The 23,753-nt window shown below is 63.6% G+C and carries 18 protein-coding genes; 8 read left to right on the forward strand and 10 right to left on the reverse strand.

Going from position 1 to position 23,753, the window contains the following annotated elements:
- Nucleotides 1-178 precede the first annotated feature (178 nt).
- On the reverse strand, nt 179-1,093 hold the full coding sequence (locus AC3RCP_RS08600; protein ID WP_101337112.1) for a DMT family transporter: 915 nt from the start codon (nt 1,091-1,093) through the stop codon (nt 179-181).
- A 199-nt stretch (nt 1,094-1,292) separates the two neighbouring features.
- Here AC3RCP_RS08600 and aceK point away from each other — a divergent pair, with 199 nt between their 5' ends.
- The 6 genes from aceK (at nt 1,293) to AC3RCP_RS08630 (ending at nt 11,288) form a co-directional block, all read left to right on the forward strand.
- The gene (aceK, locus tag AC3RCP_RS08605; RefSeq protein ID WP_053260022.1) at nt 1,293-3,014 is read left to right on the forward strand and encodes a bifunctional isocitrate dehydrogenase kinase/phosphatase; all 1,722 of its coding nucleotides are present in this window, start codon (nt 1,293-1,295) and stop codon (nt 3,012-3,014) included.
- Nucleotides 3,015-3,106: 92 nt separating this feature from the next.
- Nucleotides 3,107-7,018, forward strand: a complete 3,912-nt coding sequence (hrpA, locus tag AC3RCP_RS08610) for an ATP-dependent RNA helicase HrpA (RefSeq protein WP_492569591.1) — start codon at nt 3,107-3,109, stop codon at nt 7,016-7,018.
- A gap of 331 nt (nt 7,019-7,349) precedes the next feature.
- Nucleotides 7,350-8,471 carry a beta-ketoacyl-ACP synthase III gene (locus tag AC3RCP_RS08615; protein WP_101337114.1) on the forward strand — a complete coding sequence of 374 codons (1,122 nt, stop codon included), beginning with the start codon at nt 7,350-7,352 and terminating at the stop codon, nt 8,469-8,471.
- A 66-nt stretch (nt 8,472-8,537) separates the two neighbouring features.
- Nucleotides 8,538-9,152, forward strand: coding sequence for an RNA polymerase sigma factor (locus AC3RCP_RS08620; protein ID WP_101337115.1), 615 nt, complete (start codon nt 8,538-8,540; stop codon nt 9,150-9,152).
- Complete coding sequence (locus AC3RCP_RS08625; protein ID WP_007926855.1) at nt 9,146-9,379, forward strand: anti-sigma factor family protein; 234 nt, start codon at nt 9,146-9,148, stop codon at nt 9,377-9,379. The genes AC3RCP_RS08620 and AC3RCP_RS08625 overlap by 7 nt, the downstream gene beginning before the upstream one ends.
- 565 nt (nt 9,380-9,944) lie before the next feature.
- On the forward strand, nt 9,945-11,288 hold the full coding sequence (locus tag AC3RCP_RS08630; RefSeq protein WP_492569594.1) for an OprO/OprP family phosphate-selective porin: 1,344 nt from the start codon (nt 9,945-9,947) through the stop codon (nt 11,286-11,288).
- A gap of 96 nt (nt 11,289-11,384) precedes the next feature.
- Here AC3RCP_RS08630 and mtr read toward each other — a convergent pair whose 3' ends face one another.
- The 8 genes from mtr to AC3RCP_RS08670 form a co-directional block, all read right to left on the reverse strand.
- Complete coding sequence (gene mtr, locus AC3RCP_RS08635; RefSeq protein WP_101337117.1) at nt 11,385-12,662, reverse strand: tryptophan permease; 1,278 nt, start codon at nt 12,660-12,662, stop codon at nt 11,385-11,387.
- Nucleotides 12,663-12,760: 98 nt separating this feature from the next.
- Complete coding sequence (locus AC3RCP_RS08640; protein ID WP_101337118.1) at nt 12,761-14,104, reverse strand: amidase family protein; 1,344 nt, start codon at nt 14,102-14,104, stop codon at nt 12,761-12,763.
- Nucleotides 14,105-14,140: 36 nt separating this feature from the next.
- Entirely contained in the window at nt 14,141-15,850 is a 1,710-nt protein-coding gene (locus AC3RCP_RS08645; RefSeq protein ID WP_457275837.1) for an NAD(P)/FAD-dependent oxidoreductase, read from the reverse strand.
- Nucleotides 15,851-15,868: 18 nt separating this feature from the next.
- Nucleotides 15,869-16,339, reverse strand: a complete 471-nt coding sequence (locus AC3RCP_RS08650) for an aromatic-ring-hydroxylating dioxygenase subunit beta (RefSeq protein ID WP_009042645.1) — start codon at nt 16,337-16,339, stop codon at nt 15,869-15,871.
- A complete protein-coding gene (locus AC3RCP_RS08655; protein ID WP_492569597.1) occupies nt 16,332-17,633 on the reverse strand; it encodes an aromatic ring-hydroxylating dioxygenase subunit alpha in 1,302 nt (433 codons plus the stop codon). Before AC3RCP_RS08655 ends, AC3RCP_RS08650 begins: the two co-directional genes overlap by 8 nt.
- Nucleotides 17,634-17,646: 13 nt before the next feature.
- On the reverse strand, nt 17,647-18,594 hold the full coding sequence (locus tag AC3RCP_RS08660; RefSeq protein WP_101337120.1) for a flavin reductase family protein: 948 nt from the start codon (nt 18,592-18,594) through the stop codon (nt 17,647-17,649).
- 14 nt (nt 18,595-18,608) lie between these two features.
- A complete protein-coding gene (locus AC3RCP_RS08665) occupies nt 18,609-19,010 on the reverse strand; it encodes a hypothetical protein (RefSeq protein ID WP_007920620.1) in 402 nt (133 codons plus the stop codon).
- Nucleotides 18,991-20,358, reverse strand: coding sequence for an MFS transporter (locus tag AC3RCP_RS08670; protein WP_007920621.1), 1,368 nt, complete (start codon nt 20,356-20,358; stop codon nt 18,991-18,993). Before AC3RCP_RS08670 ends, AC3RCP_RS08665 begins: the two co-directional genes overlap by 20 nt.
- A gap of 118 nt (nt 20,359-20,476) precedes the next feature.
- On the opposite strand from AC3RCP_RS08670, the gene AC3RCP_RS08675 reads away from it, so the two are divergent.
- The gene (locus AC3RCP_RS08675) at nt 20,477-21,364 is read left to right on the forward strand and encodes a LysR family transcriptional regulator (RefSeq protein WP_492569599.1); all 888 of its coding nucleotides are present in this window, start codon (nt 20,477-20,479) and stop codon (nt 21,362-21,364) included.
- A 46-nt stretch (nt 21,365-21,410) separates the two neighbouring features.
- Nucleotides 21,411-22,535: a GNAT family N-acetyltransferase gene (locus AC3RCP_RS08680; protein ID WP_492569601.1), complete on the forward strand. Its 1,125-nt coding sequence runs from the start codon at nt 21,411-21,413 to the stop codon at nt 22,533-22,535.
- Between the two features lie 15 nt (nt 22,536-22,550).
- On the opposite strand, the gene aqpZ is transcribed toward AC3RCP_RS08680, so the two are convergent.
- Complete coding sequence (gene aqpZ / locus AC3RCP_RS08685; protein WP_007920624.1) at nt 22,551-23,249, reverse strand: aquaporin Z; 699 nt, start codon at nt 23,247-23,249, stop codon at nt 22,551-22,553.
- Between the last annotated feature and the right edge of the window lie 504 nt (nt 23,250-23,753).

Here is a 23,753-nt window from a genome sequence, read left to right on the forward strand (position 1 = left end):
CAGTATTTGTTTTTAGAAGGTGATGATTTTTTATTGTTTTAAGTTCTTTTGCCGAAGGTCGGAAGTTACGGTGTCCGATAGGCAGTTCGATTCCGCTCAAGCCTGATCGAGACTGTCATGCAAGTGGCGAGCGCGCCCATGTTTCAGGACCGCTCGCAATGCCGGGGAATCGACGCGATCAGCGATCCGCCAGTTCCCGGGGCGAGGCGACCCGGGCCCCTGGCTTGAGGACCAGCCACAAGGCCGCGGCGATCAGCACGCCGCCATACAGGTGAGCCATGGACAGCGGCTCGTCCAGCAGCAACGCGCCCCACAGCACCCCGAACGGCGGGATCATGAAGGTCACGGTCATGGACTTGACCGGGCCGATCGAGCTCAGCAGGCGGAAATACAGGATGTAGGCAAAGGCGGTGCAGGCCAGGCCCAGGCCCAGCAACGACAGCCAGACGCTCCAGCCGCCCCAGTTGGCGGGCGGCTGGCTGATGGCGCTGTAGGCGAAGACCGGCAGCAGGAACAGGCTGGCACCGAGCATGCTGCCCAGGGCCGAGAGGCGACTGTCGAGGCCGCCGGCCTGGTCCAGCCAGCGTCGCGCGAGGAAGCCGGCGAAGCCGTAGCAGGTGGTGGCGAGCAGGCAGGCCAGCGCGCCCAGCAGCAGTTCCAGGTCGAATGCCATGGGGCCGGCGCGGGTCAGGATGCCCACGCCAAACAGGCCCAGGCTGACCCCGGCGATTTTTGGCGGGGTCAGTTTTTCATGGAAGAACAACCCGCCGATCAGTACGCCCATCAACGGCGTGGTGGCATTGAAGATCGCCGAATAACCGGCCGGCAGCACCAGGGCCGCCACCGAATACATAGTGGCGGGGATGCCGGAGTTGATTACGCCGAGCAGCAGCACGGTCTTGAACTTGCCCTGGAAGTCCCAGCTGATGCGCATCAGCGCGAGGATCACCAGCAGGCCGGTGGCGGCGATGGAGACACGAAAGAATGCCGTGGGAATGCTGCCGATCACTGGAGCGATGATGCGCATGAACAGAAAACTCGCGCCCCAGATCGCGGCCAGGGACAACAAACGCAGGGTATCGACAAGTCTCACGGCGCAACTCCTTTAATAGGCCGTTCAACGGCCCTTTTTTCAGCAGGGCGAGAGTGTTGCCGAGAGACGGGACGCGGGCAATCGCTATCTTGCGGTTGAATTGGCGGCCGCCTTTGCTATCTGCGCAAAATTGCACTTCTCCTGTACCCGGTTCACTGGCTAAGCTCAGGCCTTTCCGAATTCCCGCAGAGGTCTCACCATGCCGCAGAAATGGCCCGCCGCCGATATCGCTCGAACGATCCTCGATGGCTTCGACGATTACCGCGAGCATTTTCGCCAGATCACCGACGGTGCCCGGGCACGCTTCGAGCAGGCGCAGTGGCAGGAGGCGCAGACCGCCTCGGCGGCACGGATCAACCTGTACGAGGAAAAGGTCAGCGAGACCGTGCAGCGGCTGCGTACGACCTTCGACCTGGAGACCCTGCTCGACGTCAATCAGTGGCCGCTTGTGAAAAGCGCCTATATCAGCCTGATCGACCTGCGCTTCGACGATGAGCTGTCCGAGACCTGGTACAACTCGGCCTTCTGCGGCCTGTTCAGCCATGACCTGATCAGCGACGGCTGTATGTTCATCCACACCACGCGGCCGAGCCTGCGCCGCGCCCGGGCCGCGCAGACCCGCACCTACCGGCCGCAAGGTCATCTGTCGACGATGCTCGAACAGATCTTCGTCGACTACAGCTTCAGCGAAGCCTATGCCGATCTGCCTGGCGACCTGCGGCGCCTGGAGTCGCAGCTGCGGGAGAACCTGCCGGACTGGGTGTGCAAGGACCCGGAGCTGGCGGTGGAGTTGTTTTCCTCGGTGTTGTACCGCAACAAGGGCGCCTATCTGGTGGGCCGCATCTACACCCACGACGAGCAGTGGCCGCTGGTGATTCCGCTGCTGCACCGCGAAGGGCGGGGGATCCAGATCGACGCGCTGATCACCGACGAAGCCGATGTGTCGATCATCTTTTCCTTCACCCGCTCCTATTTCATGGTCGACGTGCCGGTGCCGGCGGAGTTCATCGGTTTCCTCAAGCGCATCCTGCCGGGCAAGCACATCGCCGAGCTGTACACCTCCATCGGTTTCTACAAGCACGGCAAGTCCGAGTTCTACCGGGCGCTGATCAACCACCTGGCCAACACAGACGACCAGTTCATCATGGCCCCGGGCGTGCGCGGCATGGTCATGAGCGTGTTCACCCTGCCGGGCTTCAACACCGTGTTCAAGATCATCAAGGACCGCTTCTCGCCGTCGAAAAACGTCGACCGCGCCACGGTGATCGAGAAGTACCGCCTGGTGAAAAGCGTCGACCGGGTCGGGCGCATGGCCGATACCCAGGAGTTCGCCGATTTCCGCTTTCCCCTGGGCAAGTTCGACCCCGCGTGCCTGGAGGAACTGTTGGAAGTCGCGCCGTCCACGGTGTCGGTGGAAGGCGATACGGTGCTGATCCGTCACTGCTGGACCGAGCGGCGCATGACCCCGCTCAACCTTTACCTGGACCACGCCAACCCGGCCCAGGTGCGCGAGGCGCTGGAGGACTACGGCCTGGCGATCAAGCAACTGGCCGCGGCCAACATCTTTCCCGGTGACATGCTGCTGAAGAACTTCGGCGTCACCCGCCATGGCCGGGTGGTGTTCTACGACTACGACGAGATCTGCTTCCTCACCGAAGCCAACTTCCGCCACATCCCGGCGCCGCGTACCCCGGAGGACGAGATGGCCTCCGAGCCCTGGTATTCCATCGGCCCGCTGGACGTGTTCCCCGAGGAGTTCCCACCGTTCCTGTTCGCCGACGCCGGGCAGCGCAAGCTGTTCGACCAGTTGCACGGCGAGTTGTACAACGCCGATTACTGGAAAGGCCTGCAGGAGGCCATTCGCGCCGGCAAGGTGATCGATGTGTTCCCGTACCGGCGCAAGGACCGGGATAACGAATAGAAGGGGCAGCGGCAAGTTACAAGCTGCAAGCTAAAAGCGTAAAGCTGCGTTAATCTTGCGGCTTTTCGCTTGAAGCTTGCCGCTGCTTTCCTATGACTTCCGAATCGCCTGCAATCGACCAACTGCTGAAAAACCTCGACCACGCCATGCTTGCTGACCGCCACCGGTTGCGTCGGCAGCTGCTTGAGCTGCGCAAGAAGCCCGACGAGGCCAAGCTTGTGCAGTGGGTCGAGCGCATGCAGGCGTCCTGCGCCCAGGTGCTGACGCGGCGCGCCAGCGTGCCGTCGATTCGCTACGACGACAGCCTGCCGATCGCCGCCAAGCGCGACGAGATCAAGGCGGCGCTGCAAAAGCACCAGGTGCTGATCATCGCTGGCGAAACCGGCTCGGGCAAAACCACCCAGTTGCCGAAGATCTGCCTGGAAATCGGCCGCGGCCAGCACGGCCTGATCGGCCACACCCAGCCCCGGCGGATCGCCGCGCGCAGCGTGGCCAGCCGGGTCGCCGAAGAGCTGGCGACGCCGCTGGGTGCCCTGGTGGGTTACCAGGTGCGCTTCGAAGACCAGAGCGATTCCAACACCCTGATCAAGCTGATGACCGACGGCATCCTGCTGGCGGAAACCCAGAACGACCGCTACCTGGAACGCTACGACACGATCATCGTCGACGAAGCCCACGAACGCAGCCTGAACATCGACTTCCTGTTGGGCTACCTGAAGACCCTGCTGCCGCGGCGTCCGGACCTCAAGGTCATCATCACCTCGGCGACCATCGACCTGGAGCGCTTCTCCAGGCACTTCGACGACGCGCCGATCGTCGAGGTCTCCGGCCGCACCTTCCCGGTGGAAACCTGGTACCGCCCGCTGACCCTGGAGCAGGACGAAGAGGGCAACCGGGTCGAGGACGACCTGACGGTGGACCAGGCGATCCTCGCCACCCTCGATGAAATCGCCGCCCATGAGCGCAGCGAGCGCCGCAGCCCGGGTGACGTGCTGGTGTTCCTGCCGGGCGAGCGGGAGATTCGCGACGCCGCCGAAATGCTGCGCAAGGCCCAGCTCAAGCACACCGAGATCCTGCCGCTGTACGCGCGCCTGTCGCCGGCCGAGCAACAGCGGATTTTCCAGTCGCACCCGGGCCGCAGGGTAGTGCTGGCGACCAACGTCGCCGAGACCTCGCTGACCGTGCCGGGCATCCGCTACGTGATCGACAGCGGCACCGCGCGCATCAGCCGCTACAGCTACCGGGCCAAGGTCCAGCGCCTGCCCATCGAGGCGATTTCCCAGGCCAGCGCCAACCAGCGCAAAGGCCGCTGCGGCCGGGTCGAGCCGGGCATCTGCGTGCGCCTGTACAGCGAAGAGGATTTCAACGGCCGTCCGGAATTCACCGACCCGGAAATCCTGCGCACCAACCTGGCGGCGGTGATCCTGCAGATGCTCCATCTGCGCCTTGGTGAAATCACTGCCTTCCCCTTTATCGAGCCACCGGATGGCAAGGCCATCAGCGACGGTTTCAACCTGCTGCAAGAGCTCTCGGCGGTGGATCGCAACAGCCAGCTGACGCCGCTGGGCCGCCAGCTGGCACGGCTGCCGGTGGACCCGCGCATGGGCCGCATGCTGCTGGAAGCGGCGAAGCTGGGCAGTCTGCAGGAAGTGCTGATCGTCGCCAGTGCCATGTCGATCCAGGACCCGCGCGAGCGGCCGCCGGAGCGCCAGCAGGCGGCCGACCAGGCCCACGCGCAGTGGAAGGACGCCGACTCGGATTTCGCCGGGCTGGTCAATCTGTGGCGCGGCTTCGAAGAGCAGCGCCAGGCGCTGACCGCCAGCCCGTTGCGTAACTGGTGCCGCAAGAATTTCCTCAACTACTTGCGCCTGCGCGAGTGGCGCGACTCCCATCGCCAACTGAGCCTGATCTGCCGCGACCTGCAATTGAGCCTGAACAAAGAGCCGGCCGATTATCCGAAGCTGCACAAGGCAGTGCTGGTCGGGCTGCTGAGCCAGATCGGGCAGAAGACCGAGGAAGGCGATTACCTCGGCGCCCGCCAGCGGCGCTTCTGGATTCACCCGTCGTCGGGGATCGGCAAGAAGCGCCCGCAATGGCTGATGACCGCCGAACTGGTGGAAACCACCAAGCTCTACGCGCGCATGGTGGCGAAGATCGACGCCGACTGGATCGAGCCGCTGGCCGGGCACCTGATCAAGAAAAACCACTTCGAACCCCATTGGGAGAAGAAGCGCGGGCAGGTGGTGGCCTACGAGCAGATCACTCTGTTCGGCCTGATCGTGGTCGGTCGTCGCCCGGTGCATTACGGCCCGGTGGACCCGCTGGTGTCGCGCGAGCTGTTTATCCGCGAGGGCCTGGTGCGTGGCGAAATCCAGTCGAAAGCCAAGTGCCTGAGCGCTAATACGCGGCTGCTGGAGCAGCTCGACGAACTGGAAGCCAAGGCCCGGCGCCGCGACATCCTCGCCGACGAGGAAACCCTGTTCGCCTTCTACGACGCGCGCCTGCCGGCGGAGATCCACCAGACCGCGACTTTCGACAGCTGGTACCGGGTGCATAGCCAGAAAGACCCGCAGTTGCTGATCATGCGCGAGGAAGACGTGCTGGCCCGCGAGGCCAGCGAAGTCACCGCCATGCAGTACCCGGATACTTTGCAGATCGGCGATCTGGAACTGGCCCTGAGTTACCACTTCGAGCCCAACCATCCACGGGACGGCGTGACCCTGCGGGTGCCGGCGCCGCTGCTGCCGGCCTTGCCCGCCGAGCGCCTGGAATGGCTGGTGCCGGGGTTGGTGGAAGCCAAGTGCATCGCCCTGGTGCGCAACCTGCCCAAGGCGTTGCGCAAGAACTTCGTACCGGTGCCGGACTTCGTCAAGGCGGCCCTGGCGCGTATCGATTTCGCCCAGGGCTCGCTGCCCCAGGCCCTAGGCCGCGAACTGCTGCGCATGACCGGGGCGCGGGTCAGCGACGAGGCCTGGGCCGAGTCGGCGCAACAGGTGGAAAGCCACCTGCGGATGAACCTGGAAATCGTCGATGCCCAGGGCAAGTTCCTCGGCGAAGGCCGCGACCTGGCCGAGCTGACCGCGCGTTTCGCCGAGGCCAGCCAGGCCGCCCTGGCCGTGCCGCAAACCGCGAAAAGCCAGCAGCCGGTGGAAGCCAAGGTGTTCGCCGCGGTGGCGGAGAAAACCCAGCAGAAGATCGCCGGGCTGTCGATGACGGTGTATCCGGCGCTGGTGGAAGAGGGTGGCACGGTCAAGGAAGGGCGTTTCTCGACCCCGGCCGAAGCCGAGTTCCAGCATCGCCGCGCCTTGCAGCGCCTGCTGCTGCAACAGCTGGCCGAGCCGGCCAAGTTCCTGCGCAACAAGCTGCCGGGGCTGACCGAGCTGGGCCTGCTGTATCGCGAGCTGGGGCGTGTCGATGCCCTGGTGGAAGACATCCTGCTGGCCAGCCTCGACAGCTGCGTGCTGGAAGGCGAGGACAGCCTGCCGCGCGATGGCGCCGGCCTGGCCTCGCTGGCCGAGCGCAAGCGCGGCAGCTGGACCGAGCACGCCGAGCGCCTGGCGCGCCTGACCCTGGAGATCCTCAAGCTCTGGCATGGCCTGCAAAAGCGCTTCAAGGGCAAGATCGACCTGGCCCAGGCGGTGGCGCTGAACGACATCAAGTCGCAGCTAAGCCATCTGGTGTACCCGGGGTTTGTCCGCGAGACCCCGGCGCAGTGGCTCAAGGAACTGCCGCGTTACCTCAAGGCCGTGGAGCTGCGCTTTGAGAAGCTCGGCAGCCAGGTGCAGAAGGACCGGGTCTGGAGCACCGAACTGGCCGGCCTGTGGAACCAGTACCAGGCGCGGGCGAGCAAACATGCCCAGGAAGGCAAGCGCGACCCGCAACTGGAGCTGTACCGCTGGTGGCTGGAGGAATACCGGGTCTCGCTGTTCGCCCAGCAATTGGGCACCAAGGCGCCGATTTCCGACAAGCGCCTGAACAAGCAGTGGAGCCAGGTGGAAGCCTGATGCGCTGTAGCCGCTGCCGCAGGCTGCGTAAGGCCCCGCAGGGGCCTCGAGGGCCTCAAGAGCGCGACCGCTTCGCGCTCGATCGCAGGCTTCGCCAGCGGCTACAGGATCGGCGATGTTGCGCCGACTACGCTTGCCGATGGGGCCAAACGCCGGCGTTTATGGCAAACTTCGCCGTTATAAATGCCGGCCCCGCGGTTTTGAGCGTTCGCCGCCCGGGCAAAGCGGAATAAAGCGATGTCAGGTCCTATTCCGCCCGTCGGGATAGACCATTTACGGTTTGGTACGACGGTGCCAATACCTTCTGCCTGAACAGAATAGAGGAACGACCGTGCATAACGTCGTCATCAGCGGCACTGGCCTGTACACCCCGGCCAACAGCATCTCCAACGAAGAGCTGGTGGAGTCTTTCAACACCTACGTGCATCAGTTCAACGCCGACAACGCGCAAGCGATCGAGCGCGGCGAGGTTCAGGCCCTGACCGAATCCAGCGCGGCCTTCATCGAGAAGGCCTCCGGCATCAAAAGCCGCTTTGTCATGGACAAGGACGGCATCCTCGATCCGCAGCGCATGGCCCCGCGCCTGCCCGAGCGTTCCAACGACGAATGGTCGGTGCTCTGCCAGATGGCCATCGGCGCCGCCGAACAGGCCCTGCAACGCGCCGGCAAGACCGCCGCGGACATCGACGGGGTGATCGTCGCCTGCTCCAACCTGCAACGCGCCTACCCGGCCATCGCCATCGAAGTCCAGGAAGCCCTGGGCATCGAAGGTTTCGGTTTCGACATGAACGTGGCCTGCTCCTCGGCCACCTTCGGCATCCAGGCGGCCTGCAACAGCGTGCAACTGGGCCAGGCCCGGGCGATCCTGATGGTCAACCCGGAAGTCTGTACCGGCCACCTGAACTTCCGTGACCGCGACAGCCATTTCATCTTCGGCGACGCGGCCACCGCGGTGATCATCGAGCGGGCAGACCTGGCCACCTCGCCGTACCAGTTCGACATCATCAGCACCAAGCTGCTGACCAAGTTCTCCAACAACATCCGCAACAACTTCGGCTTCCTCAACCGCGCCGCGGAAGAGGGTATCGGCGCGCCGGACAAACTCTTCGTGCAGGAAGGCCGCAAGGTGTTCCGCGACGTCTGCCCGATGGTGGCGGAACTGATTGCCGAGCACCTGCAGGAAAACCAGCTGAACGTCAGCGACGTGAAGCGTTTCTGGCTGCACCAGGCCAACCTCAGCATGAACCACCTGATCGTCAAGAAGCTGCTGGGCCGCGAGGCCACCGAAGAAGAAGCACCGGTGATTCTCGACACCTATGCCAACACCAGTTCGGCCGGTTCGGTGATCGCGTTCCACAAGAATCAGGACGACCTGAGCAGCGGCTCGCTGGCGGTGCTCAGCTCGTTCGGCGCCGGTTATTCGATTGGCAGTGTGCTTCTGCGCAAGCGTTGACAGTCTTATGGATCGCAGCCGCTGGATTCAGCGGTTGCGATCCTGGATTCCGATTACGAGGCATGAATGTCCGCAGCTGACGACACGCAACTGCTTGAACGCCTGTTGGCCGGCGAGCAAAAGGCCTACAAGGAACTGGTCGGCACCTACCAGAGCGCGATGCGCGCCGTGGCCTACGCCATTGTCGGCCAGCGCCACGCCGACGAAGTGGTGCAGGATGCCTGGCTGTCGGTGGTGCGCAACCTGGTCGGTTTCCAGGGGCGTTCCAGCCTCAAGACCTGGCTGCTGACCATCACCGCCAACTCGGCGAAAAGCCGCTACAAACAGAACCGCCGCGAAGTCCTGCTGGATGACCTGCCGGCACCCCACGGCACCATCGGCGACGAGCGTTTTTCTTCCTCTGACGGGCACTGGCTGGTGGCGCCGTTCGCCTGGCACGCCGACACCCCGGAAGCCCTGCTTACCGAGGCCGAACTGCGCGAATGCCTGGAGCACACTTTGCTGAGCCTGTCGGAACTGCAAGGCAGCGTGTTGACCCTGCGCGAGCGCCAGGGCCTGGAGCTGGAGGAGATCTGTAATCTTCTGGATATTTCCCTCTCCAATGTCCGGGTGCTGCTGCACCGGGCGCGGCTGAAGATTTTTGCCACGGTGGAGCACTTCGAGGAGACCGGCCAATGCTGACCTGCAAGGAACAAGTGGCACGTTCCAGCGACTATCTCGATGGTCAGCTGAGCTTTCGCCAGCGCCTGATCCAGCGCCATCACCTGTTGTTCTGCCCCAATTGCCGGCGTTTCCTGCGGCAGATGCGCCTGATGCAGGCCACCTTGCGCAAGATGCCGCAAGCGCCCATCGCCGATATCGATGCGCTGGCCGAACGCCTGGCCGCCGAGCGCAAGCGCAACGCCTGATTTCACCCGACAATCCTCCCGTAGTCGCTGAAGCCTCAAGGTCCTCAAGAGCGCGACCGCTTCGCGCTCGATCGCAGGCTTCGCCAGCGGCTACACCAATGCCTGCAAGGTGTACGAGTTCCTGTAGCCGCTGCCGCAGGCTGCGATAAGGCCGAAGGCCTTCAGCGATCTTGAAGTCACTGCGGCCGCTTCGCGCTCGATCGCAGGCTTCGCCAGCGGCTACACCAACGCCTGCAAGGTGTACGAGTTCCTGTAGCCGCTGCCGTAGGCTGCGATAAGGCCGAAGGCCTTCAGCGATCTTGAAGTCGCTGCGACCGTTCGGCCGATCGCGGGCTTCGCTAGCGGCTACAGGGTTTCGTTTCCTCCCAAATACCCCGCCGACCGCTCTAGTACAGGCTTTTTGCCTTATTTCGTTTGGAAGTAAAAAAGTTCCGCTGTCATCAAATCTTTATCTATCGGCAACTCCCCTGAAATAACCCGCCGCCAAGATTCCCTCCCAACACAAGCGGGCCTGACTCGCGTGTTTTTTCCAGCGCTACAGACCACCAATTAGGGGAAATCTTCGATGATCCGTAAGCACTTCGCCGGTTTTGCCGCCAGCGCCCTGGCCCTGGCAGTTACCGCCCAGGCTTTCGCTGGCACCGTTACCACCGATGGCGCCGATATCGTAGTCAAGACCAAGGGCGGCCTTGAGGTCGCCACCACAGACAAAGAGTTCAGCTTCAAGCTCGGTGGCCGCCTGCAAGCCGACTACAGCCGCTTCGACGGTGTTTACACCAAGAACGGTGACAGCGCCGACGCCGCTTACTTCCGTCGCGCCTTCCTCGAACTGTCCGGCGTGCTGTACACCGACTGGGCCTACACCATCAACTACGACTTCTCCCACAACACCGGCGACTCCGATAACGGCTACTTCGACGAAGCCTCGCTGGCTTACAACGGCTTCAAGCCGGTGTCGATCAAGGTCGGTCGCTTCGACCCGGACTTCGGCCTGGAAAAAGCCACCAGCTCCAAGTGGGTGACCGCGCCGGAACGTAACATCGCCTACGACATGGTCGACTGGGCCAACACCCACCAGAACGGTATGGGCCTGCAGGCTTCCAGCACCTTCGCCGATTCCTTCTATGCCTCGGCCGGCGTGTTCAGCAAGGACACCGACGACACCGACGGCGACAGCGTCAAGCAGGTCAACGGTCGCTTCGTCTTCGCCCCGATGCACGATGCCGGCAACGTCCTGCACTTCGGTGTGAACGTGGCTTCGCGTGATGTCTCCGACACCGCGTTCGACTCCCGTTATCGCACCCGCATGGGCATGCGTGGCGTCGAGACCCTGGGCGGCAACGATGCCGGCACCAACGGCAACCGTCCGGTGCTGGGCGGCAGTTCCAGTTCGCCGGCCGGCTCCTACGACCGTGACACCGCTTTTGGCCTGGAAGCCGCGTTCGCCATGGGCCCGGCCTCGATCCAGGGTGAATACATCACCCGCAAGACCAAGGCTGATTCCAACGCCTACGAAGACATCAAGGGCCACGGCTTCTACGTGCAGGGCGCTTACACCCTGACCGGCGAATCCCGCGGCTACAAGGTGGGCAAGTTCGACGCCATCAAGCCGGCCAACAAGGCCTTCGGCGCCTGGGAACTGTTCTATCGCTACGACAGCATGACTGTCGAAGACGACAACATCACCACCGCCAGCCTGACCCGCGACGTCGGCGATGCCGAAGTCAAGGTGCACAACCTGGGTGTGAACTGGTACGCCAACGAAGCAGTGAAAATCTCCGCCACCTACGTCAAGGCCAAGACCGACAAGGTCACCAACGCCACGGCCGCCAGCGGTGGTACTCCAGCCGCGCGTACCGGTGACGACGACGGCGACGGCTTCATCGTTCGCGCGCAGTACGTGTTCTAAGGTTCATTTACCGCTGTAAAGAGCTCTTTCTCATCCGTTAAAGCTCCTTTCGTTTCAGCCCCGCTTCGGCGGGGCTTTTTTTTGCCCGTCTCCCGGCTAACGCCAGACCGGCAGCAGGTCGAAGCTGAACAGCAGGTGGGCCAGGGCGTTGGCCAGGCCGAACAGCAGCACCAGGACGATCATTGGCGTGCCGCCCCAGACCCGGTACAGCGGGCTGGCGAAGCGTTTACGCGAGGTGTGGGCGAGCAGGGCCGGGGTGATCACCGCCCAGACGGTCGCCGCCAGGCCGGCAAAACCGATGGCAAGGATGAAGCCTTCCGGCCAGATCAGCGCGCAGCCGATCGGCGGGGCGAAGGTGACCAGCGCGCTTTTCAGGCGGCCCCGGGGGCTGTCGTCGAAGCCCAGGGAGTCGGCGATGTAGTCGAACAACCCCAGGGTGACGCCGAGGAACGAACAGGCCACGGCAAAGTTGGAGAACAGGGTCAGCAGCAGGTCGACCCGGGCGCTGTCGAGCATGCTGCCCAGGGCGCTGATCAGCACATCGATGGTGCCGCCCTGGCGGGCGATGTCCTTGAACTGCTCGCGGGGCAGGGTGCCCATGGTGCAGAGCATCCATACCGTGTACAGGACCAGGGCGATCAGGGTGCCGATCAGCAGGCAGTTGCGGATGCGCTGCGGGTCCTTGCCGTAGTGCTTCATCAGGCTCGGCACGTTGCCGTGAAAGCCGAAGGAGGTCAGGCAGAACGGCAGGGTCATGAACAGATAGGGCAGGTAGTCCGGTTGCGGGTTGCCGCGATCGAGCAAAACCTGCGGCTGCACATGGCCGAGCAGGCCGCCGAAGGTCAGGAAGAAGGCGAGGATCTTGGCACCGAACACCAGGGTGGTGATGCGGCTGACCGCCGCGGTGCTGAGCCAGACCACCAGGGCCACCGCCAGGGCGAACAGCAGGCCGCCGTTGCGCGAGGAAATCTCCAGGCCCAGGGTGTGGGCGGTGTGGCGGATCACCGAGCCGCTGGCCGAGATATAGGCATAGGTCAGGATGTACAGGACGAACACCAGGGTGGCGCCGTTGAACAGGCTCCAGCGCCGGCCGATCAGGTCGCGGGTGATGGTCGAGAAACTCGCCCCCGGCCGGTAGTTGAGGTTGGCTTCGAGGATCATCAGCCCCGAGTGCAGGGTGCAGAACCACGACAGCGCCAGCACCGCGAGGGAGCCTTGGAACCACAGCCCCGACATCATCACCGGCAGCGAGAACATGCCCGCTCCGACAATGGTGCCGCCGATGATCATGGCGCCGCCGATGACCGAAGGCCGGCGTTCGGCGACCGTGCAGTGGGAGGTTGAAGGGGATGAAGCGATGGACGTACCGCGCATGGCAAGGCCTGCAATGAAATTGTTATTGGAGGTAGCGAGGGGGCGCCTCGGGTGTGCGGAATACCGGCAGGCCGGCTCCCGTGCACCCGGGCGACAAATCAGCGCAGAGCCAGCAGGCGGCTCAGTTGCTGCGCCATCTGTAGCAGCCGGTGGTCCTGCCCGGGCAAGGCGTCGAACGACAGCCCGACCGGCAGGCTGCCCGGCTCGGCCACCGGCACGCTGATACTCGGCGCCGCCAGGTTGCTGGCCGGGTCGGTGTTGCGCACGAAACGCTCGAAATGCTCCTGGGCGCCGCTGTCGCTCAGCAGCGGCGCGGTGCAGCTGACGGTCGGGTAGGCGATCAGGTCCAGGCGGTGCTGCTGGAACAGCCCGGCGTATTCGCGATCCAGGCGGATCTTGCTCATCAAGGCCTGCACGTAGTCCTCGTAGGAAATGGCCGGGCTCTCCAACTGCGCCATCAGGGTCTTCTTGATCTGCGGGTCGCGGATCTGCGCCAGGATCTCGAGGAACCGCTCGCCACAGCCGGCCTTCAGCAGGAAGCGCGGGAAGTCGATGAAGAACTCGAAGATCGGCAGCGGGAACTGGATGCTTTCGTTGATCTCGCCGATCAGGCGGTCGTCCACCGGCACCATTTCCACGCCCTGATCGGCCAGGCTATCGATCGCCGCGCGGCAATCGCTGTGCACCTTGGTCTCCAGCTCGGACCAGAAGAACCGCTGGGGAATGCCGATGCGCAGGCGCTTGGGCTCGGTCGGCGCGGTGAAGGAAGTGCCGGTCAGATGCCGATGGACGAACAGCGCGTCTTCCAGGCTGCGGGTCAGCAGGCCCGGTGAGTCCTTGGTCTGGGACACCGGGACGATGCCGTCGCCCGGGTAGGCCCCGGTGCTCGGCCGGAAGCCCACCACACCGCAGAAGGCCGCGGGAATCCGCACCGAGCCGCCGGTGTCGGTGCCCACCGCGCAGGGCACCAGGCCGGCGGCCACGGCCGCGGCACAACCACCGCTGCTGCCGCCGGCGCTGTGTTGCAGGTGGCGCGGGTTGACCACCGCGCCGTAGCTCAGGTTGGCCGAGGTCACGCCGAACGACAGCTCGTGCATGTTGTTCTTGCCGGCGACCCGCGCGCCCAGCGCCCTGAAGCGCTGGACGATGCCGGCGTCCGCGGCCGGCTGGTAGTCGGCCAGGCCGGGGGTGCCGGCGGTGGTCGCCAGGCCACTGACATTGATGTTGTCCTTGAACGAAACCGGGATGCCGTAGAGCGGCGCCTGGCGCTGCTCTGGCGTGCCGGTGTCGCCGCTGAACGCCTGCGCGGCGAAGCTGATGAAGCTGTTCAGGTGCCTGGCGTCGGCGTATTGCTCGAGTAGCGCGCGGTGCCAGGAATCCAGGCAGAGGCTGCCCTGGCGAAACCCGTCAACGAGCGCTTCGATCGAATGCTGGCTGTACATGAAAAAGTCTCAACGAAAGTCGGTAGGGGCCTGGGCTCAGCAATAGCGGAAGTGCGATTGCAGATCGAACAGCGGGTTGCCTTCGAGCAGTTCGCCGCCGAGGCTGGCGATCACCGCGCAGGCACCGTTCAGGGCGGTCTGTACCGCGCCTTCGGCCCAGCCGCCGGTAAACGAGCTGCCGCAGCCGGCCAGGTACAGGCCGGTGTCCTGCTGCGGGTCGAGGGCGGTCTTGAACTGATAGAACAGGCGCTGGGAGTACAGGTCGTCGCCGGGGAAATTCAGCTTGAAGGCACCCAGGGCCTGCTTGTCGGTGAGCCAGTCGTATTCCAGTACGCAACGCTGGTAGTCGCCGTCCAGCGGCACCAGGTGGCTAGCGAACTGCGGCGCGCTCATCGCCAGTTCGTCCACCAGGCGCTTGCAGCGCTGGACCTTGTCGGTCATCGAAACCATTTTGTGCGAGTCGTCTTCCCAGGTGTAACTGATCAGCACCACGCCCCAGGAGTCCGGGTCCTGCGGGGCGTAGTCCAGGCAGTAGACGCCCTTGACCAGGGTGTCGGTCTGGATGTTCTGCGCCAGGCCATGTTTGAGCCAGAATTTGTCGCGGGTCAGGATGAACAGCTTGGACGAGCCGACCATGTGGGTTTCGTTGATCGCCCGGGCCACGTCGCGATTGACGAACTGCTCGGCCTGGGTGAGGCGCATGTTGACTTGCAGGGCGCGGGTGGTGGCGGTGGTGATCACCCGGTCGCAGCCATAGGTTTCACCGTTGCAGCCTTGCAGCAGGATCTGCCCGTCGGCGCCCTTGCTGATGGATTCGATGCGCGTGCGGCAGATCCGGTCGCGCAGGGCGATGCCGTGGAATTCCTCGTCGGCGATTCGCTCCCAGAGGGTGGAAATGCCGTTGGGCACCAGCCGCTGGTTGACTTCGAAGGCGTTGATCACCAGCCGCAGGATCTCGGTGAACGAGGCCCGGTACACCGACTGGAACCCACCCGAGCCGATGCCCAGGGAACCGAACAGGTGGAAGTCTTCCGGCTTGCGCCAGCGCTTGCCGCCCGGCGGGTTGTTCGAGGTGAAGATCTGCACCATGGCCGAGTAGAAAGAGTGGTCGCCAAAGCAGTCCAGGTAGCGTTGCCACTCCGGCTGCACCTCGGCGTACTGCTGCTTTTCCAGAAGATCGGTGAGCAGCAGCGGCGGCGCCAGGAAGGTGCCGTCGTCCAGGCGCACGCCTTCCTTGAGAAAGGCGTTCCAACCCTGGTGCACGGTGTTGAAGATCGGCGGTGGATTTTCCCCGGCCGGCCAGTGGTGGGTTTCGCCACGGTAGTGGATTTCGGTGTCGACCACCCCAGGGTCGGGAAAGGCCTCGGTGGTGCCGATGCCGAAGCGGTCCAGGTAATGGAACAGGCCGACTTCGCTCGGCGGGAAGCGCATGGCGCCCATCTCGGCGATGAACTGCGGTTGTGTTTCGTCGAAGCACTGGGTCAGGAAACGCCCGCCAAGGTGGTCTTTCGAGGCTTCGAACAGGGTGATGCGGGTGGCGCCGGCGCGCAGCAGTTCATAGGCCGCGATCAGTCCGCTGAGGCCGGCGCCGACGATACCGACGTGCTTGTCGGCAATCGCCGGCGGCAGGTGACCGATGGCCTGGGTGGCACGGCGCAGGAATTGCCCATAGTCGTACAACAGGTCGATGTTGGGGAACGAGCGGGTGCCTTGGGTTTCTTCGAAACCGGAGTGGGAGGAGTTCACAGGTAAGGGTCTCGGAAATCAGATGATGAGCTGCAGGCTTTCAAACGCGCGGGAAGGGTTGAGCAGGAGGACTTTCTTGCGCTGGATCTTCCACTGGCCGGCGAGGCACAGCAGTTGGTGTTCCACGGTCACCGGGTAATGCCATTCGCTGTCGCCCCGGGCTTCGCAATACAGCATGGGGGTCCGGCAATGGGCACTCAGGCCATCCGCATCGAGGCTGATCGTTGGCCTTTGGGCAATGTGCAGGCCGCGGCTCTTGGGCTGCTGCGAGAAGTTGCGGGCACTGGCCAGGCGGTTGATGCGCAGGGTGGTGAGGAAGCGGTCCTCATACAGCAGCGAGGATTCGCGCAACGGGCAGGGTTGGTCGTGGCGCAGGGGAATCCAGTAGTGGAAGTCGTCGCACAGCAGTTGTTGCCAGGCGTCGAAATCCTGTTGGTCGAGAAGCGCGATCTCTTGGTAGATCAGCTGTTCGAGGGGCGAGTTATCCATGGGCGGTCGATCCGTCTGGGGCCTGCATCAGTTGCTGCCAGGTGTTGTAGAAGTTGCGCATGGCCCGTTCGCTGGTGCCGGACACCACCTGGGTCTGCTCAAAGGCTTCGCCCGGTTCGAACAGGCGGGCGACATTCACCCAGTCGTTGGCCTGGCTGCGCAGCCCGTCCATGGCCCGCTCGTACATCTCCACGTCGTCGTGGGCGACCATCGAGCATGGCGAGTTGATCAGGTTGTTGTACTGCACGGTTCTTTCCAGCAGTTGCACCGGCGCGCCTACCAGTTCGAAGATCCACGACTCGACCACGGTTTCGCTGGCCGAGATCGGGCGGATCACCCGCAGGGTCTGGATCGGTCCCTTGACCATCAGGTTGGGGAAATACACGGTGTTGTGCCGGGTGTCGTCGAGGATCGCCGCGGCCTGGGTTTCGCCGTAGCTCTCGACCATCAGCTCCCAGTAGCCGGGAATGCTCGAATAGGCCTTGTGGATCGAGTTGCTGACGCCGGTGTGGCCATGGCCGTTGGGCCAGGTGCGGATGCCCATGGCGCTGAAGAACTCGTAGGACGCCATGAACGGCGAGAACAGCTCGACAGCCATCGGCGGCTGGCCGTTGTGCCCGGTTTCCTTCCACAGGCGAATGGCTTCGCCGGCCGAGGATTCGTGGGCGACCATCGGGTGGCAGGTGTCGGTCTGGTTGTCGACCACCATCTTCCAGTTGCAGCGATGGCGGTGCAGCAGGGGCTGGCCGATGGCGCGCAACTGTCCCTGGGGCGAGCGCATGACCATGTTGTCCAGGGTCGACAGCGAGTCGCCGAAGAACTCGCTGAAGCCGACGCCTTGCTCCTTGAGGCGCACGAACACGAAGCCCCGGTAGTTCTCCACCGCGGCCACCGGCTGCATGCCCTTGTGGGCGGCGCAGCTGCTGAGGTCGCAGTCGTCGTATTCTTTTTTCACCGGGATGCTCAGCAACTGGCCGTCGGTCTTGAAGGTCCAGGCGTGGTACGGGCAGCGGATGAACCGGCCGACATTGCCTTGCGGCTCGGCCAGCACTTTCACGCCCTTGTGCGGGCAGCGGTTGTGCAGCACGACGATCTCGCCGTTTTTCTGCCGGACCATGGCCAGCGGTTGTCCGGCGATCTCGCCGGTGAAGAAGTCGCCGGTTTCCGGGACCAGGCTTTCATGGCCCAGGTAGCACCAGCTGGCGGCGAATACCTGTTGTTGTTCTCGCTCGAAGAGCGACGGATCAAGGAACAGCGTGCGATGCACTTCCTTGCCGTTGAAGTAGTTGTCCAACGAGGTTCTCTCTTTAGATGACCAGTTTCAGGCTTGGGCTTTTGGCCCGGGATACGCAGGGGTAGATCTTGTTGCTGCAGGCGGCCTGCTGCGGACTCATGATGAAATCGCGGTGATCGACTTCACCTTCCAGCACGTCCAGCTCGCACACCCCGCATTCGCCACGACGGCAGTCGTAGAGCGGCTCCAGGCCGGCCTCTTCGAGGGCGTCGAGCAGGGACTGGCCGGGCTGCACCCGCAGGTCGACGCCGGAGTCCGCGGCGTGCACGGCGAAGCCGGGGTCATCCTCGGCCAGGCAGGTGTTGAAGACTTCGAAGTGGATGCGCTCGCGGGGAAAACCCAGGCTCTGGGCATGGCTGAACACGTCGTTGAGCATGGCTTGCGGGCCACAGACGTACAGGCGGTCCCGGGGTTGCAACTGGCCCAGCACCGCGGCCACCGACGGGCGCCCTTCGGCCGAATCGGAGCAGTGCAGGCTCAGGCTGTCCTGCAGCAGCTCGCGCATCTGCGCGGCATAGGCGGCGTCGCCCGCGCTCTTGGCGAAATAGTGCAGCCGCGCCGGGCGCTGCCGGGCTCGCAGATGCCCGAGGATGCCGGTCAACGGCGTGATGCCGATGCCGCCGGCGAGGGCGATGTCGGCGCCATCGCTGTCGTCCAGCTGGTAGTCGAAGGCATTGAACGGGCCGTCGAGCCGTACCTGATCGCCAACGCTCAGTTGGCGGATATAAGCGCTGCTGGGCGAGTCGGGGTTCAGGCGGATGGCGAACACCAGGCTGCCCGGGGGCAGCTCATGTTCGGCCAGTTCGACCCGGGAGTAGTGACGCCATTGCTCGAGCGTGGGAATCCACCATTTGAAGTGGGCCCCGGCGGTGGTCTCGCAGGGGGCCGGCACAAGAGGCGCCAGAGTGATTTCCTTGATGCTTGGCGAGAGCATCAGGCACTGGGTGATCTGGTAATTCATGGGGTGACTCGCTGTCAGCTTAACGGTGTTTCATGCAGGTACAGCCACTGGGCCGAGTGCTCATGGATGCGGATCACCACCACCGAGAGGCGCGAGGTTTCCTTCTGGTCCAGGCGATGGGTTTCCTTGTAGCGGATCGCCGCGCTGTGGCCTTCGTGCCACACGGTGTGCAGGTCGCTGACGAGGATTTCCAGGCCGGGGCGGGCACCGACTGCGCCGCGGAACATCTGTTCGACCTGCTCGCGGCTGACGATGGCGCCTGCGGTGGTGACCATGCTGAAGTGCTCGGCGAAGGCCGGCAGCAGGCGGTCGATGGCGGCGGCGCCGTTGCCGTCCTGGTCGGTGAAGACCGCGTGGATCAGGTCGTGGACCGCATGGATGCTGTGTTTGGCCTGTTCAACGATTGTGTTGTGCATGACATTCCTTTTGCGTGGTCAGGTTGCTCATCTGCAACAGGGGTAACAGACCCATCACCGCCGCGATGACGAAGGTCAGGTGATAGGCCGGGGTAGACGCCAGGCGGGCGAGCAGCAGGTTGTAGATCATCAGGAACAGCGCGGCGCCGATGCTGAAGGACATCTGCCGGTTGATGTTCCAGATCACGCTGCCCTTGTGGGTATCGGCACCTTCGAAATCCATCAGCGAAGTGGTTTGCGCGGTATTGGCGCCGATGCCGCCGCCGATGCCCATCAGGCAGTAGGCGATGACGATGATCGGCAGGTCGGCGGCGCTGTCGACCAGGTACAGGGTGGCGATGCCGGCGCTGTGCAGCAGCATGCCGAGGGTGAACAGGCGCCGGGCGCCGAAGCGGTTGTAGACCCGGCCGCAGACCAGCATGGCGATGAAGGCGCCGCTGGCGTAGAGGATCATGAACATGCCGGTCAGCTGGGCGCTGAAGTGCAGGCTGTTCTGCAGGAAGAAGATGCTCAGCAGGTTGACCCCGGTGAACACTCCGGGAATCGCGTAATAGATGAAGATCGAGGTACTGAGCTTCTTGCTCTTGAGCAGGCTCAACTCGACGATGGCGTTGTCGCAGCGGCGGTAGTGCAGGACATACAGCACCACACAGGTGACCCCCAGCATCAGGCAGCTCAGGGCGGCCAGCGGTGGGTAGTCGCCGCCGTACAGCGACATGCCCATCAGCAGGCTGCCCAGGGCTGCGCTGACCAGCAGCAGGCCCTTGATGTCCGGGCGCGCCAGGCTGGCGGGCCGGGCTTCCTTGATCCACAGCCAGGACAGGGCGGCGGCGATCAGCGAGAACGGAATGTTGCTGTGGAACACCCAGCGCCAGGAGCTGCTGTCGACGATCACGCCGCCGATGGTCGGCGAAATGGCCGGGGCGATCAGGGCGACGGCCATCACCAGGGTGGAGATCTTGGCCCGCTGCGGGCCCTGGAACAGGTTGAAGGTCAGGGCCTGGCCCACCGGGATCAGCAGGCCGCCGCCGATGCCCTGGACGAAACGCCAGATCACCAGTTCATGGAAGCTGCCGGCCATCCCGCACATCCACACGGCGGTGCTGAACACCAGCATCGAGGCGGTGAGGGTTTCGCGGCTGCCGAAACGTCCGGCCAGCCAGGTGCTCACCGGAATGATCAGGGTCAGGCCGAGAATATAGGCATTGGCCACCCAGGCCACGGATGAAGTCGAGACGTGCATCTCATGGGCAATACTCGGTAAAGCCACGGCCGACATGAATATGTTTATACAGTCGATAAAGAATCCGATGAGGAATATAAGAGCCACTTTGTAGCGATAAGTCATATGATCTCCCTTTTGCGGCGGGATCATAGGAGCGATAGACCGAGGGTGTCGATACGCCTATACTTGAAACATTGTTTGGTGGAATTTGACAATGATTTACAACACGGTGAGCTATAACATGCACACGCATCTAAATCGCGTCCAGACATTCCTGGCGGTTGTCGATTTCGGCTCCTATACCAAGGCGGCCAACTACCTGTGCATCAGCAAAGCCATGGCCAGCCTGCATGTCAAGGCGCTCGAGGAAGTTTTGTCGGCGACCCTGTTGATCCGCAATACCCGCAATATATCCCTGACGGAAATAGGCCAGGACTTTTATAACGAGTTCAAGGGGATTGTCGCGGATATCGACAATGCCTTCGAAAATGTCCTGCATGGGCATAATCGTATTTCTGGAAAGTTGCGTTTCAGTTCAACTAGTGAATATGGCGAGCGCTATATACTGCCGATCATTTCCAAGTTCACCGAGCGTTATCCGGAGATCCGTCTTTGTTATAACTTCAACTCTTCGTTGAATGATCTGGTGGCGGAAAAACTCGACCTGGTGATCCGCCTGGGCAACCTCGCCGACTCGGCTTTCAAGAGCCGCAAGCTGGCCGATTACGACATCGTCCTGGTGGGCAGCCCGGACTTTCTGGCGCGCCATCCGGTGGGCGAGCCCCTGGACCTGAACAGCGTGCCGTGGATCGCCAACAGCAACCTGCAAGGGCCCACCAACTGGACCCTGAGCCACCCGCAACGGGGCCAGGTCGAAGTCAGCGGGCCCAATCATTTCGAATCCAATTCCTCCACCGCCATTCGCGCCATGACCCTGTCGTCCCTGGGGGTGTCGGTACTGCCCGGCTGGGTGGTCGAGGACGACCTGGCCAGCGGCCGGCTGGTGCGCCTGCTGCCCGACTACGCCTTGCCTTCGCAGTCGGTGAACGTGGTGTTTCCCAACAGTTCGCACCTGCCGCACAAGTCGCGGGCGTTCATCGATTTCCTGTTGCTGCACCTGGGGCAGTGATCGGCGATACTCGGCGCGTTCGTGGACCACACTCGCGGGGAACCCAATGCCGTTGCAATCCTTGACCAGCCTGGCCGCCGTCGATCCGCAGCAATGGGACGGTTTGCTCAGTGACGGCCAGCCGTTTCTGCGCCACGCCTTTCTCAGCGCGCTGGAAGACAGCGGCAGCCTCGGCCCGAACTCTGGCTGGCAGGCCGAGCACCTGCTGCATGTGCAAGACGGACGCCTGATCGCGGCGCTGCCCAGCTACCGCAAGTGGCATTCCTACGGCGAGTACGTGTTCGACCATGGCTGGGCCGATGCCTGCGCCCGGGCCGGCATCGAGTATTACCCCAAGCTGCTGAGCGCCGTGCCCTTCAGCCCGGTCAGCGGCGCGCGGCTGCTGGCGGCAAGCCTGGAAGACGGCCTTGAACTGCTGCAAAGCCTGCCCGGTTACCTGGAGATCGAAGGGCTTTCCAGCGCCCATATCAACTTCACCGACGCCTTTACCGATGCCGCCCTGGTTGGGCAAGCCGGTTGGTTGCAGCGCCTGGGTTGCCAGTTCCATTGGCAGAACCGCGGTTACCGGGACTTCCAGGACTTTCTCGATACCCTCAGCTCGCGCAAGCGCAAACAGATGCGCAAGGAGCGCGAACAGGTGGCGGGGCAGGGCATCGAATTCGAGTGGCTCGAAGGCCGCCAGCTCAGCGAAGCGCAGTGGGATTTTGTCTACGCCTGTTATGCCAATACCTATGCGGTGCGGCGCCAGTCACCCTACCTGACCCGGGCCTTTTTCAGCCTGTTGGCCGAGCGCATGCCCGAGGCCATTCGCGTGGTGCTGGCCAAGCAGAACGCCAGGCCGGTAGCCATGGCCTTCAGCCTGATCGGTGGCGACAGTTTCTACGGGCGTTACTGGGGCTGCCTGGCGGAATTCGATCGCCTGCATTTTGAAACCTGTTTCTACCAGGGCATGGATTACGCCATCGCCCAGGGGGTGCAGCGTTTCGACGCTGGGGCCCAGGGCGAGCACAAGTTGATTCGGGGGTTCGAGCCGGTGATTACCCGGTCCTGGCACTACCTGCGACACCCCGGCTTGAAAGCGGCGGTGAAGGATTTTCTCCAGCAGGAGCGGGTGGGCGTGCTGGCTTACGCCGAAGAGGCGAGGGCCGCGCTGCCGTATCGGCAGGCGTGACCCTCGGGGTTGCTGTCAGCTGTCTTCCTTGCCCAGCCAGCGATAGAGGCCACCGCCGACCACCGCGCCGAGAATCGGCGCCAGCCAGAACAGCCACAGTTGCTGGATCGCCCAGCCGCCGACGATCAAGGCTGGCCCGGTGCTGCGCGCCGGGTTGACCGAGGTGTTGGTCACCGGAATCGAGATCAGGTGGATCAGCGTCAGCGCCAGGCCGATGGCGATCGGCGCGAAGCCCACCGGAGCACGTTTATCGGTGGCGCCGAGGATGATCACCACGAACATCCCGGTCATCACCAGCTCGCTGACAAAGCCCGCCGCCAGTGAGTAGCCCCCCGGCGAATGTTCGCCATAGCCGTTGGAGGCCAGCCCGCTGGCCAGCTCGAAGCCAGGCTTGCCGCTGGCGATGAAGTACAGCAGCGCCGCGGCGATCACCCCGCCTATCACTTGCGCGATCACATAGGCGGGCAGTTCCTTGAGCGGAAAACGCCCGCCGACCACCAGGCCGACGGACACCGCGGGGTTGAGATGGCAGCCGGAGATATGGCCGATGGCGAAGGCCATCGTCAGCACGGTAAGACCGAAGGCCAGCGCCACGCCCAGCAGGCCGATGCCGACATCCGGAAACGCGGCCGCCAGTACGGCGCTGCCGCAACCACCCAATACCAGCCAGAAGGTGCCTAACAACTCAGTGACTGAACGTTTGAACAGCGACATAGAAGTTATTCCTTATCGATCCGATAAAGCCGTTATGCAGCCGTGCAGCCTGGCTACAGGCCCTGCTCCAGAACCTAGGCTCAGTACAGCAGGCTTTTTTTACAAATCCAGTGCAAAAAAAAACGCCAGGGCCCTGTTCACGGGGCTCTGGCATTTTCTGTAGCCGCTGGCGCAGCCTACGATCGGCCGCGCAGCGGTCGTAAATCTTGCAACCCTGATCTGCCTGAAAGAGCGCATTCACCGGTTTGCGACGGCTACGCCGCCGATCGCAGCCTCGCGGGCTCGGCAGCGGCTACAGGGGAGCGAAAAAATGTCGGGCCCTGATGTAGCGTTTTTGTAGCCGCTGCCGAAGGCTGCGATCGAGCGCGCAGCGCTCGCAAAGCCTGTAACCCTGATCTGCCTGAAGGAGCGCATTCACCGGTTTGCGACGGCTACGCCGCCGATCGCAGCCTCACGGGCTCGGCAGCGGCTACGGGTGAAGGGTGGCGCAAAAAACGCCAGGAC

It is taken from the genome of Pseudomonas sp. GW822-FHT05A08, assembly GCF_058800485.1.